This is a genomic window from Chryseobacterium tructae (assembly GCF_030409875.1).
Lineage (GTDB): Bacteria > Bacteroidota > Bacteroidia > Flavobacteriales > Weeksellaceae > Chryseobacterium > Chryseobacterium tructae.
On the sequence record NZ_JAUFQR010000001.1, the window covers coordinates 1,834,443 to 1,847,245 of the forward strand.

General features: G+C 35.7%; 14 protein-coding genes. 8 read left to right on the forward strand and 6 right to left on the reverse strand.

Translation table 11 applies throughout. From position 1 onward, the window contains the following. Positions 1-144: 144 nt before the first annotated feature. The 4 genes from pgl to QWZ06_RS09005 form a co-directional block, all read right to left on the reverse strand. Positions 145-855 (reverse strand): 6-phosphogluconolactonase, encoded by a 711-nt coding sequence (gene pgl / locus QWZ06_RS08990; RefSeq protein WP_290297354.1) that lies wholly within the window; start codon positions 853-855, stop codon positions 145-147. A gap of 18 nt (positions 856-873) precedes the next feature. Beyond that, a complete protein-coding gene (zwf, locus tag QWZ06_RS08995; RefSeq protein ID WP_290297355.1) occupies positions 874-2,355 on the reverse strand; it encodes a glucose-6-phosphate dehydrogenase in 1,482 nt (493 codons plus the stop codon). Positions 2,356-2,364: 9 nt separating this feature from the next. Continuing rightward, positions 2,365-3,783 carry an NADP-dependent phosphogluconate dehydrogenase gene (gene gnd / locus QWZ06_RS09000; protein ID WP_290297357.1) on the reverse strand — a complete coding sequence of 473 codons (1,419 nt, stop codon included), beginning with the start codon at positions 3,781-3,783 and terminating at the stop codon, positions 2,365-2,367. Positions 3,784-4,148: 365 nt separating this feature from the next. Further along, positions 4,149-5,546 carry a phage tail-like protein gene (locus tag QWZ06_RS09005; protein WP_290297359.1) on the reverse strand — a complete coding sequence of 466 codons (1,398 nt, stop codon included), beginning with the start codon at positions 5,544-5,546 and terminating at the stop codon, positions 4,149-4,151. A 517-nt stretch (positions 5,547-6,063) separates the two neighbouring features. Between QWZ06_RS09005 and QWZ06_RS09010 the strand changes: the two genes are divergently transcribed. After that, positions 6,064-6,510 (forward strand): nuclear transport factor 2 family protein, encoded by a 447-nt coding sequence (locus QWZ06_RS09010; RefSeq protein ID WP_290297360.1) that lies wholly within the window; start codon positions 6,064-6,066, stop codon positions 6,508-6,510. Between the two features lie 164 nt (positions 6,511-6,674). On the opposite strand, the gene QWZ06_RS09015 is transcribed toward QWZ06_RS09010, so the two are convergent. Both QWZ06_RS09015 and QWZ06_RS09020 read right to left on the reverse strand, forming a co-directional pair. Further along, on the reverse strand, positions 6,675-7,007 hold the full coding sequence (locus QWZ06_RS09015) for a hypothetical protein (protein WP_290297361.1): 333 nt from the start codon (positions 7,005-7,007) through the stop codon (positions 6,675-6,677). A gap of 466 nt (positions 7,008-7,473) precedes the next feature. Next, complete coding sequence (locus tag QWZ06_RS09020; protein WP_290297363.1) at positions 7,474-8,124, reverse strand: hypothetical protein; 651 nt, start codon at positions 8,122-8,124, stop codon at positions 7,474-7,476. Between the two features lie 245 nt (positions 8,125-8,369). On the opposite strand from QWZ06_RS09020, the gene QWZ06_RS09025 reads away from it, so the two are divergent. The 7 genes from QWZ06_RS09025 (at position 8,370) to QWZ06_RS09055 (ending at position 12,777) form a co-directional block, all read left to right on the forward strand. Further along, a complete protein-coding gene (locus tag QWZ06_RS09025; protein ID WP_290297365.1) occupies positions 8,370-8,951 on the forward strand; it encodes a Crp/Fnr family transcriptional regulator in 582 nt (193 codons plus the stop codon). Positions 8,952-9,026: 75 nt separating this feature from the next. After that, the gene (locus QWZ06_RS09030; RefSeq protein WP_290297366.1) at positions 9,027-9,563 is read left to right on the forward strand and encodes a YceI family protein; all 537 of its coding nucleotides are present in this window, start codon (positions 9,027-9,029) and stop codon (positions 9,561-9,563) included. Between the two features lie 11 nt (positions 9,564-9,574). Next, entirely contained in the window at positions 9,575-9,793 is a 219-nt protein-coding gene (locus QWZ06_RS09035; protein ID WP_290297369.1) for a tautomerase family protein, read from the forward strand. A gap of 4 nt (positions 9,794-9,797) precedes the next feature. Next, entirely contained in the window at positions 9,798-10,520 is a 723-nt protein-coding gene (locus QWZ06_RS09040; protein WP_290297371.1) for an SDR family NAD(P)-dependent oxidoreductase, read from the forward strand. An 83-nt stretch (positions 10,521-10,603) separates the two neighbouring features. After that, a complete protein-coding gene (locus tag QWZ06_RS09045; protein ID WP_290297373.1) occupies positions 10,604-11,326 on the forward strand; it encodes a nuclear transport factor 2 family protein in 723 nt (240 codons plus the stop codon). 11 nt (positions 11,327-11,337) lie between these two features. Beyond that, positions 11,338-12,417, forward strand: a complete 1,080-nt coding sequence (locus QWZ06_RS09050; protein ID WP_290297375.1) for an NAD(P)H-dependent flavin oxidoreductase — start codon at positions 11,338-11,340, stop codon at positions 12,415-12,417. 66 nt (positions 12,418-12,483) lie between these two features. Further along, entirely contained in the window at positions 12,484-12,777 is a 294-nt protein-coding gene (locus tag QWZ06_RS09055; RefSeq protein ID WP_290301319.1) for a nuclear transport factor 2 family protein, read from the forward strand. Positions 12,778-12,803: the final 26 nt, after the last annotated feature.

A 12,803-nucleotide genomic window follows, 5' to 3' on the forward strand; every position in this document is an offset into this window, starting at 1 on the left:
TTGAAAATTTATAAATTGTTTCTCATGATCTGTTTATATACAAAATATCGCCACTTTAAATAAGTGACGATATTTTATTTTTTTGCTAATACTGTATTATCTTAATGAGTTTAATACATCCGTTGAATGAAAAAGCTTATACGATTAAGCCCCTGCCTCTTTGTCTGTGAAAATCTGAACGCTGTCTTTCTTTTCAATGAGTTGAAGCGGGTAGAGTTTCGGGTTGTATTCTCCGTTTAAAACTTCATTCAGAGCATGCTTTTTAGAAGAGCCGAATGTAACAATCAAAATATGGTCAGCTTTATTGATGATAGGTTCAGTTAAAGTAATCCTGAACATTTCCTGAGGCTTCAAATAATAAGCAGCCACCCATTTTTCTTTTTCATCGAGAATCGCTTCTCCCGGAAATAAGGAAGCTGTATGGCCGTCATCACCCATTCCCAGAAGGATAAAGTCGAAAACACCTTCTTCACCTAACACGTTTCTGATTTGCGTTTCATATTCTTTAGCGTATTCTTCAGGATCGATTCCGTCTTTATACATTGGGAAAATTTGATCTTTATTAACGGGAACTTTATTCAAAAGAGTTTCCAGGGTCATTTTAAAATTACTCTTTTCATCCTCAAGAGCAACCCATCTTTCATCTACCCAGAAAACATAAACTTTGTTCCAATCTATTTTATCGGAATATTCCGAAGTTGCTAATAAACTGAAAATAGCTTTTGGAGAAGAGCCACCGCTTACAGCCACCACAAACTTTCCGTTTTTTTGAATAGATTTTTTGGAAAGCTCAACGAACGTATCTGCTGCTTTTTTATATAAAGTATCGAGTGTATCAAATATTGTAATATCCATTTTTTTCTTAGTTAAATTTTAAACCCACTGATGCCCTTGTCTTTCAACCAAGGCGTTGCTGTCATCAGGACCCCAGCTTCCTGCATCGTAATTTGGGAAAGAAGAATCCTTGGTTGTTTCCCAGGTTTCCTGAATTGTTTTTACAACATCCCAGGCTTCTTCTACCTGATCAGAACGCATAAACAATGTAAGATCACCTACAAGTGCTTCTAACAAAAGTGTTTCATAGGCTTCAGGAGTATCAGTCTGACAGGCAAAATTATCAAAAATCATTTCTACGGGTTTCAATTCCAATGAAAGCCCCGGCTTTTTCGACATAAACTGTAATCGTATATCCATTTGTGGCTGAATATTAATAATCAGTCGGTTAGCTGATAAAAGGGATGAGCTTTCTGAAAATGTAGAATGGGGAAGTGGTTTAAACTGAATGGTAATATAAGAGTGCTTTTCTTTCATTTTCTTTCCGGTACGAACATAGAAAGGAACGTTTTCCCATCTTTCGTTATCGAGATAAAATTTAATGGCAGCAAATGTTTCAGTGTTGGAATCAGGTGCAATTCCTTCTTCCTGACGATAACCGTTTACTTTAATTCCGTTTACTTTTCCTCTTCCGTACTGGCCCCGAACGGCATAATGATCTACTTTATCCGGTGAAATTCTACGAATTGATTTTAAAACATCCACTTTACGATCTCTGATTTCACCGGACTCCAATGAAACAGGCGGTTCCATAGCCACCATACAAAGAATTTGTAAAAGGTGATTCTGAATCATATCGCGTAAAGCTCCCGTTTGCTCATAAAAGCTGGCTCTCGTTTCTACTCCTACTTCTTCTGCAACAGTAATCTGAACCGATTCTATATGTCTGTGATTCCATAAAGGTTCAAAAATTGAATTTCCGAATCTGAAGGCTAAAATATTCTGAACGGTTTCTTTTCCTAAATAATGGTCGATACGGTAAATCTGTTCTTCCTGAAAAGTCTGTGAAAGAAGATTATTCAGTTCTATAGCTGATTCTTTATTGTGACCAAAAGGTTTTTCTATAATAATTCGATCTTTTGCAGGATCAGAAGCGATGGAAGTGTTCTTAATATGATTTGAAATGACGGATACAAAGTTCGGAGCAATGGAAAGGTAAAATAACCTGTTTCCTCTTATTCCATAAACTTTGTCGAAATTCTCTAATTTCTGATACAGATTTTGATAGGAATCTTCTTCATCCAGCTGATGTTGAAAGTAGCTGATGTGAGCCTGAAAACCAGCCCAATCTTCCTTGGTTACTGTTTTTCTTGAAAAGCTCTCCAGGTTTTCTTTAATATAAGCTCTGAATTTTTCATCCGTATTTTCGGCTCTTCCCAACGCTAAAATATTAAAGCCTTTTGGCATTCTGCCATCAATATATAAATTATAAAATGCAGGAAAAAGCTTTCTTTTTGCCAAATCTCCCGTTGCACCAAAAATAACAATTGTGGTTGGATGCAAGATTGTATTGTCGCTCATTTTCCGAATTTATTTATTTACGTTTTGCCATGAAGTGTGAAAAACTCCTTCTCTGTCAATTCTTTGGTAAGTATGTGCTCCAAAGTAATCACGCTGAGCCTGAAGCAGATTGATCGGTAAAGATTCCGTTGTATACGCTTCAAAATAGCCTAAAGCTGCTTGTGTTCCTAAGTTCGGAATACCGTTTGAAGCCGCAAAAGAAGCTATTTTTCTTAACGAAGAAATTTTATCTTTTACAATTTCCGAAATCCCTTGATCCAATAGAATATTAGATAGATTTTGATCTTTAGAATAGGCTGAATAGAATTTTTCTAATAAAACCGAACGGATAATACATCCGCCTCTCCATATTTTAACAACATCTTTTAAAGGAATTTCAAACTGATATTCTTCAGAAGCTTTTACCAGTAATGCTAGCCCTTGAGCATAGCTGATTAAAGTGGCTAAATACAATGCATCGCCCACTTCTTTGATGAACGCTTCTGTATTTTCTGGTGTTGTTATTTCTCCTTTAGGATATAATTGAGAAGCTTTTATTCTCTCTTCTTTATATGCTGATAAAATTCTTGAGGTTACTGCGATATCAATCGTCGGAATAGAAACACCAATTTCCATTGCCTGCTCAGAAGTCCATTTTCCCGTTCCTTTTGCTCCGGCTTTATCCAGAATCTGATCAACAAGAAAACCATCTGTTAAATCATCTTTTTGCTGGAAAATATCTCTTGTGATTTCAATAAGGAAAGAATTCATTTCACCTTCATTCCATGTTTTGAAAACCTCATAAAGCTGATCATTGGTTAGCTGAGCTCCTTTTCTCAACAAATCGTAAGCTTCACTGATCAACTGCATGATGGCATACTCAATACCATTGTGAACCATCTTCACATAGTTTCCTGCAGCACCTTTGCCCATGTAAGCGGTGCAAGCTTCACCGTTAACTTTAGCTGAAATTAATTCCAGCATAGGTTTTAACAGATTGAAGGCTTCCAAATCTCCACCAGGCATAATACTTGGCCCTCTTCTTGCGCCTTGCTCACCTCCTGAAACACCCATTCCCATAAAATGCAGGCTTTTAGAAGCTAAATCAGCAATGCGTCTTTCAGTATCTTTGAAATAAGAATTCCCCGCATCTATTACGATATCTTTTGGGCTGAGAAGCGATGTAATGCTTTCCAGAACAGCATCTACAGGTTTTCCTGCAGGAACCATTAGAATAATTTTTCTCGGACTCTCCAAAACTGATACAAATTCCTCAAGAGAAGCTGTTCCTTTAACTGAAGTTCCCGGAGTTGCTCCATTATGAAGTTCTCTTACTTTTTCCTCGTCCAAATCGAATCCCGCTGTAGAAAAACCGTTATCGGCAATGTTATAAAGCAGATTTCTTCCCATTACTCCGAGACCAATGATCCCGTAATTGTACTTTTCCATTCCTATCTTATTTAAGATTTATTTTATTTTTACAAGTCAAATTTACGGAAATGCATAGCAGTAAAAAAAATATCCGAAATTTTCTTTCAATCATTACAGTAGTTATCATCAACTGAAAAGCTATAAAAATTGAAAATACATTTATATATAACCCATAATAGCTACTCGTTGATACTATAATATATGGCCTTATATCAGGAAAATATTGGATCCATTGAAGGCTATAATTCCTTTAATTAGATTAATTTGATAAAATCCTGTCTAGGAATAGTAAAAAAATCACCACTTATTTAAAGTGGCGATTTTTTTGTGTTCATAGAATTTTGCCTGATAAAGATAAATGGGAATTTTTATCTGTTATATTTTTATTCTAATCGAGCTACGTTAATGATGAAAGGAGCTGCGATATTCGTTGAATTTGGAGTTGATCCAAAAGAAAGTGCCTGAAATGATAGAATCTGGCCAGCATTCATCTTTAATAGAGTTGAGTTTGTACAGGTAACAAATGATGGAGCACCATTTTGTTCCGGGAGAGTAACTTTAGTACTTGTAAAAGACTGTTGGATTCCGTTTAAACTAATTTGGGCATATCCCATATATCCATCTCCATCGTCTTCGCTTGCATTTCTTTGAGGGTAGTTAATCATAAAATCAACTTTATATAGACCGGTTGCAGTGGCTGTAAAAGTATTTCCTGACATTTCGCTAAGGTTATCAAATGTCTTTGCAGAAATTGTTGCATTGGTGAATGTGTTATTTAAAGTTATTGTCACTATACCAGTTCCCCTTGCAGCGCTTACATTGGATGAATTCCGTAATTGAACAACACCTATATTGTTTACACTTAGACTTCCAACAGTACCTGAAGCTCCCTGAAGCCCTTCCAGTCTTACAGGGTTTGTAGCATTGATGTGTAGTTTATTGGTTGCAGAGGAGGTACCTATACCCACATTTCCTGTTATCGGATTGATTCTCATTCTTTCAATCGAACTCCCTCCAATGGAGTTTCCAATATAGAAGTCTTCTTCTGAGCCATTGATTAATGTTGATCCTGTACGAACTGATCCCAGTACCCAATTCGCTCCTCCTGAAGACGGGCCGCTATTGGTAAACCCAAGTAGTGAATAGTTTCCCGTAGCCAAAGCCGAAGTATTTCTTAAAGCCACAATTCCGTAGGGATTGGTTCCAGCAGTAGCATCCATCAAATTGTACCTGCTTGAGGACGGAATGGTAGAAACTACATGAAATCTTGTTTCAGGAGAAGCGGTTCCCAATCCGGTTCTATGATTGGCTGCATCTACGGAAAGAGTAGTTCCATCAATAGAGAAAGCATTGACAGAGGTTGCTGTAAATGCTAAAGTATTGGCATCTTGTGTTACCATTCTGTTTCCTGAAAGATTTCCATCTGAATTGTAAATGTTTGTTGAAATTGCAACCCATTGTAATCCTGTGAAATAATGATAACCAGTATTATGAATACTGCCTACTTGTGCAATACTTGGCATTATTCCGCTAGGGGTAATGATGTCTGTGATATAAACAATGGCACCTATCTGATCACTACCATAAGTTCCAGAATCTTTTTCTGCTAATTGCTGCTTAGAAACTCTTGGAGGCAGAAGACCATCTTTCATATGAGGGTTTGTACTTCCTGTAACATCCAATGTAGCGTGTGGAGTGTCGGTATTAATCCCTATCTGTGCAAATGTGGTAACAACTGTTGCACATAAAGCGATCAGGGAATAGATTTGCTTAATTTTCATGTTTCCGGTTATTTGAGTTTAGTTTTTGATATTGATATATGGTTTTAATAAATTATTGACATATTTCATTATATTGTGATAAAATAACTCGATAGACTATCAAGAATTGGATGCACAAACTTATTTCAATTTCCAGTTTTATGATTACGTATAAATACTGCATTTTATAAAAATATTTTTGAGAATTGAAGTATATATTATTGGTATTTTAAAGATTTTTTTTGATGGTAGATCGTAATAATAAATTTATTTAGAATGATGTTTTATTGCCAAATTAATAAATTTAAGTTGATGGCTATGTTCAAGGTATTGTATTGATAAAGTGTGAGCTTATACCTGGTTATAATGACTTTATTTCTTTAGTTTTCAATGCTTTTCAATTCCATTTTTTTGTTTAATTTGGTTTCATTGAAACCCTATTGGCTATATGCTGCACTCAACTGAACTTTCCTCTCAATTAAGTGCATATTTGGCCATTTGTATTTCAAAATAAGTAATAACACATTTAATGAATAGTATGAACGAATTAAAAATAAAAGCAATTATTCAAGACTTATCAAACGCTTTACAGACAAGGGAATACGATAGGTTTGTTAGCTATTTTACAGATCATGCAACTTTTGAAATACCAGTTACAGTTAATGGCGGAACTGTAATTGATGGAAAAGAAAATATAAAAAGGCACTTTGATAATGTACAGCAAAACCCACTAACCAAGTTGATAGAAATAGAAAGTGTTTATACCAAAATATACGATCACACAGATAACCCAACAGTCACTGTTGAGTATTTTACGAAGGGAAAATCACTAGCAACAAATGAACTTTTTGAAATACAATCTTCTATTGCACTCATCACATTTACTGAAGAGGGCATTGTACAGTATAAAGATTTTCCAAACACTTTGGGAATTGCTCAAAAAGCAGGGCTTCTCGCTCAATTGGCAGCTAATTGGGTAAAATGAAGTGACAGTTTTATTGATACAAAATAGGATATTTAGGCTGTAATCTGCGACAGCATTTTCGCAGGTTATTTTTAGGAGAATTTCATTGGATAATCAGTTTTTCAATGAAACAACACATAGAATGTTTCCATGAAAAATCTCTTCTGTAAATGCATTTGATACTTCTAACTTCCTGATTGTTTCTGCTTTTTAAATGCTGAAAAGCCTTCTGAAGATTGACTTTTTTCTTTTGTTTTTAAAGAGAATAGAGGATGTTTATTCAATAATTTAATGGTAGGTGATTCAAAGTTCCAGCCCATATTTTTCTCAAGAAAATAAAAAACACTTCCATCATGGGTTGTAATTTCAACAAAATACGCTGGAAGTTTGTTCAAAGCATGTCTTACAGGCATAAAGGCTACTTCTTCTATTTGCTCAGCAGGATAAGGAGTTTCATTAATGATGAGGCTATCATCGGATAGAAAAACATTGGCAAGAGAAAGATTTTTTTTCAGCATCCTGTACTCTGATGAGCATATAAACAATAAAAACAGAAAGGAAACAAGACTGGGAATAGCCAAAGCAACAGGATCTTCTTCCTCTTTGGTTAAAAATAAATCAATAGGATTACCAGATGAACACCAATAACAATAGTTCCATACCTGTAAAAGAAGAATTCGAAATAACTTGGATTTAATTTTTTCATGAATAAGAGGGTTGGGCTTTTCTTACCATGGCTTTGAAACGGCAGAAAATACATTTCATTTTATAAAAATACAAAAACTTATAGAAATATTTACGCGGAAGTTTTTCAGTATTTTAAATAGTTTGAACTCTTTTTTAGATAGTATTCTGAAAGAATTGTGGGAAAATAAAAAATAATCGTTGAAATGTTAAATGAAATTGGTGAATTTTATAATAACGTGGTAAAACGATGAATGGTTTTTAACCGGAATCATCAGTTCCAATCTTCCTTTTTTGTTCTCATAGTTCTTCCAGATGCACATATATCCCAATTCCAGATAATGTAAAGCTTGGATAATTGTCAAAATTCATATGGGGATAATATTTAATAATTTGTTCCTTGCCTTGCAGATGAAATTTTTCCATACTGTAGTTTTTTACTTTTTTGTGCAGTGGCTTGAGAAATGTATTCAGCTGTGGTGTAATGGCAGCCGATAATAAAAACTCGTTAAGTTTCGGATAGTTTATTGGCGTCTCACCAAATTTCTTTTGGTACGAAGTGGTTAAAGCCCGGTTTAGATCCGGATAATACAAAGGCTGTTCAAACACCAGACTATTGATTTTATACAGATCAAAGTCTTTTCTGATCTCGGGTATAGCATTGTTCAGGCTGTCCAGTAAGACCGAAAAATCGATTTGCTTTTCATGGTTTATAGTCCATAGAACCGTGCTGTCAGATTTTCTTTCATATAGGGTAAACTTTAAATCCGAAGTGTCTTTCGCTACCCAATAATAGGTATATTGCTTATTATAATTTTCTTTTGTATAGCCATCCAATTTGATAATTTCCTTTTTAAATGCCGGTTCGCTCGTTTTCTTTGTCTTTTCATGACAAGAAAAAAGAAAAGTAATGAGGATAAAAATTGCTATATAAGGTTTTGGATAGATCATACTACCAAATGTACTGTTTTAATTTAAATAATGATATTCTTTCGAATTCGGATATCTTGCTCAAAAATAGGTTATTGCAAAAATGTTATTATAAAAGAATTGTAATCTGATGAAGAACCGCAAATAATTGATTTCTGATCATATTTATTATCCATATAAATATTATAAAGCCGACCTACAAAATAATATTCTCGATATATATTGACTTTATTGTTTAAATTTAAAACATCAAAAAATGTATCAATATGCACGGAGTAGATATTTTGAAGGAGTATATTTCCAGAACAGTAGACCTGGCTGATGATGAATTTGAATATGTTCTGTCGCATTTCAAACCTCTTTCATTCAAAAAAGGGCAAGTTATTATCAGGGAAGGAGATGATGTAGAAGATGAATATTTTGTCATCACTGGGTGCCTGAAATCTTTTTATATCAATGATGAGGTAAAAATGTATATCCTCCAATTCTCCATGCCGACATGGTGGGCATCCGACTATGAAGCACTATATGGTAAGACAAAGGCCAAGATCAATATAGATTGTATTACCGATGCCGAAGTACTGAAGTTATCCAATACTGATAGGGAAAAGCTATGCAGTGAGATTCATCAGATGGAACACTTTTTTCGCTGGCGTACCAACAGAGGTTATGTTGCCTCTCAGAAGAGGCTATTATCATTTATGAATAATGATACCAAAACCCGCTATGAAGAACTCCTTAAAATGTATCCCCAGCTTTACAGTCTCGTTCCAAAACATCTTATTGCATCTTATCTTGGCGTTTCCAGGGAAACATTGAGCCGTCTTTACCAGTCAGACAAAAAGTGATGTAGATCACCTAACTTCCCCGTTCACTCATAGTTACTTTGTATTAGAAATTTAAAACAATTTAAATACAAAGCAATGAGAACACAAAAATTCAACATCGCAGTTGCACAGAGCAACATTGAATGGGTAGGTAGAAAAGTAACCGGAGCCCATAATGGAACCATTAATCTTAAGGAGGGAGAACTTATTGTATCGGATGGACAGCTTACAGCCGGAAAGTTCATTGTAGACACCACTTCTATTACAATTTTAGACATTACTGATCCTGATACCAATGCACAATTTGCAGGGCACTTGGCTTCAGATGATTTTTTCAGTATCGACCACTATCCTGAATCATATTTTGAGATTTCTAAAGTCAGCAGCAATCATGTTGAAGGCAACCTTACCATCAAAGGAATTACGAATCCTGTTGGGTTTTATATGACTGTAGCAGTTAATGATAACATCTTAGCCGCTTCAGGGAAGATTATTGTTGACCGTACCCAGTTTGGAATCAAATTCCGTTCAGGAAACTTCTTTCAGAACTTAGGGGATACCCTTATTTACAATGATTTTGAACTTAATGTATCATTAACCGCGAAATTGGTAACAGAACCGGTTTCAGCATAAAAACAGCTGATATGCCATACGTAAAAATTGAACTGACCCGCGAAGGAGTTACCCGCGAGCAGAAACAAAAACTGATGAAAGGAATTACAGATCTTATTACAGATGTATTAAACAAAGATCCTCATCTTACCCATATAGTGATACAGGAAATAGAACTGGATGATTGGGGATACGCTGGAGACCAGGTATCTGTCTTACGTGAAAAGGGAATAACAGCTACAAAAAAGTAAAACAATGAAAAAACATACCATAATCGTAACAGGAGCTTCTTCCGGAATTGGTGAAGCTGTTGCGCAATATTTTCTGGATAGAGGAGACAATGTTGTCATCAACTCATCAACATCGGAAAAATTAGAAAAAGTATATCAAAAGTTAGGAGCAGGAGAAAATCTTGCAATGGTTGTAGGCAATGTGAAGGATAAAAATACGGGAGAAATGTTGGTCTCTGTTGCTTTAGAAAGATTCGGAAGTGTAGATATATTGGTGAATAATGCAGGGATTTTTGACAATAAACCGTTTCTGGAGGTTGACGAGGATTATTTAGACCGTTTTTTGAATACAAATTTAAAAGGGACATTCTTTACAACACAAGCCGTTATTCCACAAATGCTAAAGCAACAGGGTGGAACAGTGATTAATGTAGGAACTCCACTGGTAAATTTGGGATTAGGAGGAGCTCCGGCTACTGCTCCTATTGCAAGTAAAGGAGCAATACATGCGCTTACCGTTCAATTAGCCGCAGAGTTTGGCAAACAGAATATACGTATTAATACAATAGCTCCTGGTGTTATCAGAACACCTATGCATGGTGATACCAGTGATAAAATGGCTGGCCTGCATTTGCTTAATCGAGTGGGTGAAGTTGAAGATATAGCAGAAATGGTATATACTGTGGCCAAGAGCAACTTTATCAGCGGTGCAATTATCAATGTAGATGGGTATGGGAGCAGGTTATAATCTCCATTAAAATGAAAACCATATTTATAACAGCTTTACTATCTTTCTTTTGGTGGGGTAGTAAAGCACAAAATCGAATCAAAATGGAAACACAAACAACTCAGCAAAAGAATATACAAGTAATATCCCATTTATTGGAAAATATTTATTTTAAAGGAATCTTTGAAGGCGATACAACTTTGTTAAGTACCATTTATAATCCTACGACATTGCTTTTTGGAGATGTAAAAGGACAACCTTATGCTAAAAACCTGAAAGACTATCTTGATGGTGTCAAAAACCGTCAGAGTCCAAAAGATTCAGGGAAACCATTCAAAGGGGAGATTCTTTCTGTAAAAGTAGTTAACTCAATAGCCTATGCTGAAGTGAAAGTAACAATGTACGATTTTATCTATCAGGAATTCTTATCTTTTCATAGCATTGATGGGAGATGGTTGCTGGTAAATAAGATGATCTCAGATATAGCAGATGAGACTGCTGAAAACTTAAAAAAGAAACAAAACCCTAAAACATCCCTTATTGCGACAATGACTATTCTGCCAGGTTTTGAAAACCAAGTAAAAAAGGCATTGAATACAATGGAAGTTGAAAGTAATAAAGAACTCGGATGCCAGCTGTTTGTGGTAACCCTTCAGAAAGATTCACCGCAGAAAGTAATTGTGTATGAGTCTTATGACGATGACGAAGCGTTTGAACAACATAAAAATAGAACCTATTCCAGGGATTTCTTTGAATTGGTAAAAGGTAAAATTGCAGATGACAAGATTGAAGTTGTATATCTTACAGAATTAGCTCCCGTTTTATAAAATATAAACCTATGTGGAACAGAACAAAAGTAAGTGGATTGTTGGGAATTGATTATCCCATTCTACAAGGGCCATTTGGTGGAAATTTGTCATCAGTAGACTTAACAGCAACGGTTTCAAATGCTGGGGGATTGGGAGGATATGGAGTCTATACAAATACTCCGCAGGAAATTGTTGGAATAAATAAACAGATAAAACTTTCTACCCATAAACCTTATAATTTGAACTTATGGGTTTCAGATCACGATATTCCTGATGAAGGAGTTTCTGATGAACTCTACAATCAGACTGTCAAATTATTTAAACCCTATTTTGAAGAACTTGAAATTGATCTGCCACCAAAACCAGCTCTGTTTCAATCGCGGTTTGAAAACCAAATGCAAGCGATACTTGATATTCGTCCTAAGGTATTTAGTTATATGTTTGGGACATTGCCGGAAGATATTTTAGAAGAGTGCAGAAAAAGGGGAATTATAACGATAGGAGTAGCAACTACTGTAGAAGAAGCGATAGCATTGGAAGCCTCAGGAACAGATATGATTGTAGCTTCCGGTTTTGAAGCAGGAGGACATCGTCCGTCATTTTTAGATACAGCGGAAGATTCGCTAGTAGGAACCTTTGTGCTGCTCCAGTTGATCCGGGAGAAAGTGAAAATACCAGTAATTGCTGCAGGCGGTATCGCAACAGGGAAAGGTATGGCTGCAGCTTTTGCTTTGGGAGCAGATGCCGTGCAAATTGGTACAGCGTTTTTCGCTTGTCAGGAATCAAATGCTTTGCCAATTCATCGAGAAATGCTGTTTTCAGAGAAAGCACAACATACAGTGTTGACGCGTGCCTATACAGGCAGATTAGGAAGAGGAATTGCCAATAGGATTACTAATGAACTCTCAGGGAGAGAAAAAGAGTTTCTCCCTTTTCCATTACAATCTCAGTTCATGTCCGCTTTGCGAAAGGCTGCCATAGAAAAAGAGAAATGGGATATGGTACTATTTTGGGGAGGGCAAATAGCCCCGAACTTAAAACATACAAAAGCAGGTGAGTTGATGACGACTCTAATAGAGGAAGCAGATGGGTTTTACGGGAAAATATAAGGTCTGTAAAATAGTTATCCCATATTTCTATTTCATTTACGGCTTCATTCAACCTGGATATTATCGATAAAACAACTTCGGGAATCTTTTTATAAAGATGCCATTATGTATGGATATTGGGATGAATATCTTGTAGAAGGGGGAATTGCTAATTTATACGACTCCGTAGCAAAACATGGAAAGGCGCCTAATATCAAAACACATATTGATATTCTCCATAAAACGGATCGTATCGCATTGGCTCGTATTGTATATGAAAAAAACGCTGCAGAAAAGGATGGTATGGATTATCATGCGCTGATTAAGGTAGAAGGAAAATGGAAGGTTATTTCCAAACTTTTCCAGACATGGATAGACTAATATAATAAATATCTGCACAATCCTGC

What these genes read in the sequence shown, in the direction of transcription:
- QWZ06_RS09025 (WP_290297365.1), top strand. Translation starts at nt 8,370, where the DNA reads ATGCACGGAGTAGATATTTTGAAGGAGTATATTTCCAGAACAGTAGAC.
- QWZ06_RS09050 (WP_290297375.1), top strand. Translation starts at nt 11,338, where the DNA reads ATGTGGAACAGAACAAAAGTAAGTGGATTGTTGGGAATTGATTATCCC.
- QWZ06_RS09030 (WP_290297366.1), top strand. Translation starts at nt 9,027, where the DNA reads ATGAGAACACAAAAATTCAACATCGCAGTTGCACAGAGCAACATTGAA.
- QWZ06_RS09005 (WP_290297359.1), bottom strand. Translation starts at nt 5,546, where the DNA reads ATGAAAATTAAGCAAATCTATTCCCTGATCGCTTTATGTGCAACAGTT.
- QWZ06_RS09045 (WP_290297373.1), top strand. Translation starts at nt 10,604, where the DNA reads ATGGAAACACAAACAACTCAGCAAAAGAATATACAAGTAATATCCCAT.
- zwf (WP_290297355.1), bottom strand. Translation starts at nt 2,355, where the DNA reads ATGAGCGACAATACAATCTTGCATCCAACCACAATTGTTATTTTTGGT.
- QWZ06_RS09010 (WP_290297360.1), top strand. Translation starts at nt 6,064, where the DNA reads ATGAACGAATTAAAAATAAAAGCAATTATTCAAGACTTATCAAACGCT.
- QWZ06_RS09035 (WP_290297369.1), top strand. Translation starts at nt 9,575, where the DNA reads ATGCCATACGTAAAAATTGAACTGACCCGCGAAGGAGTTACCCGCGAG.
- gnd (WP_290297357.1), bottom strand. Translation starts at nt 3,783, where the DNA reads ATGGAAAAGTACAATTACGGGATCATTGGTCTCGGAGTAATGGGAAGA.
- QWZ06_RS09040 (WP_290297371.1), top strand. Translation starts at nt 9,798, where the DNA reads ATGAAAAAACATACCATAATCGTAACAGGAGCTTCTTCCGGAATTGGT.
- pgl (WP_290297354.1), bottom strand. Translation starts at nt 855, where the DNA reads ATGGATATTACAATATTTGATACACTCGATACTTTATATAAAAAAGCA.
- QWZ06_RS09015 (WP_290297361.1), bottom strand. Translation starts at nt 7,007, where the DNA reads ATGCTGAAAAAAAATCTTTCTCTTGCCAATGTTTTTCTATCCGATGAT.
- QWZ06_RS09020 (WP_290297363.1), bottom strand. Translation starts at nt 8,124, where the DNA reads ATGATCTATCCAAAACCTTATATAGCAATTTTTATCCTCATTACTTTT.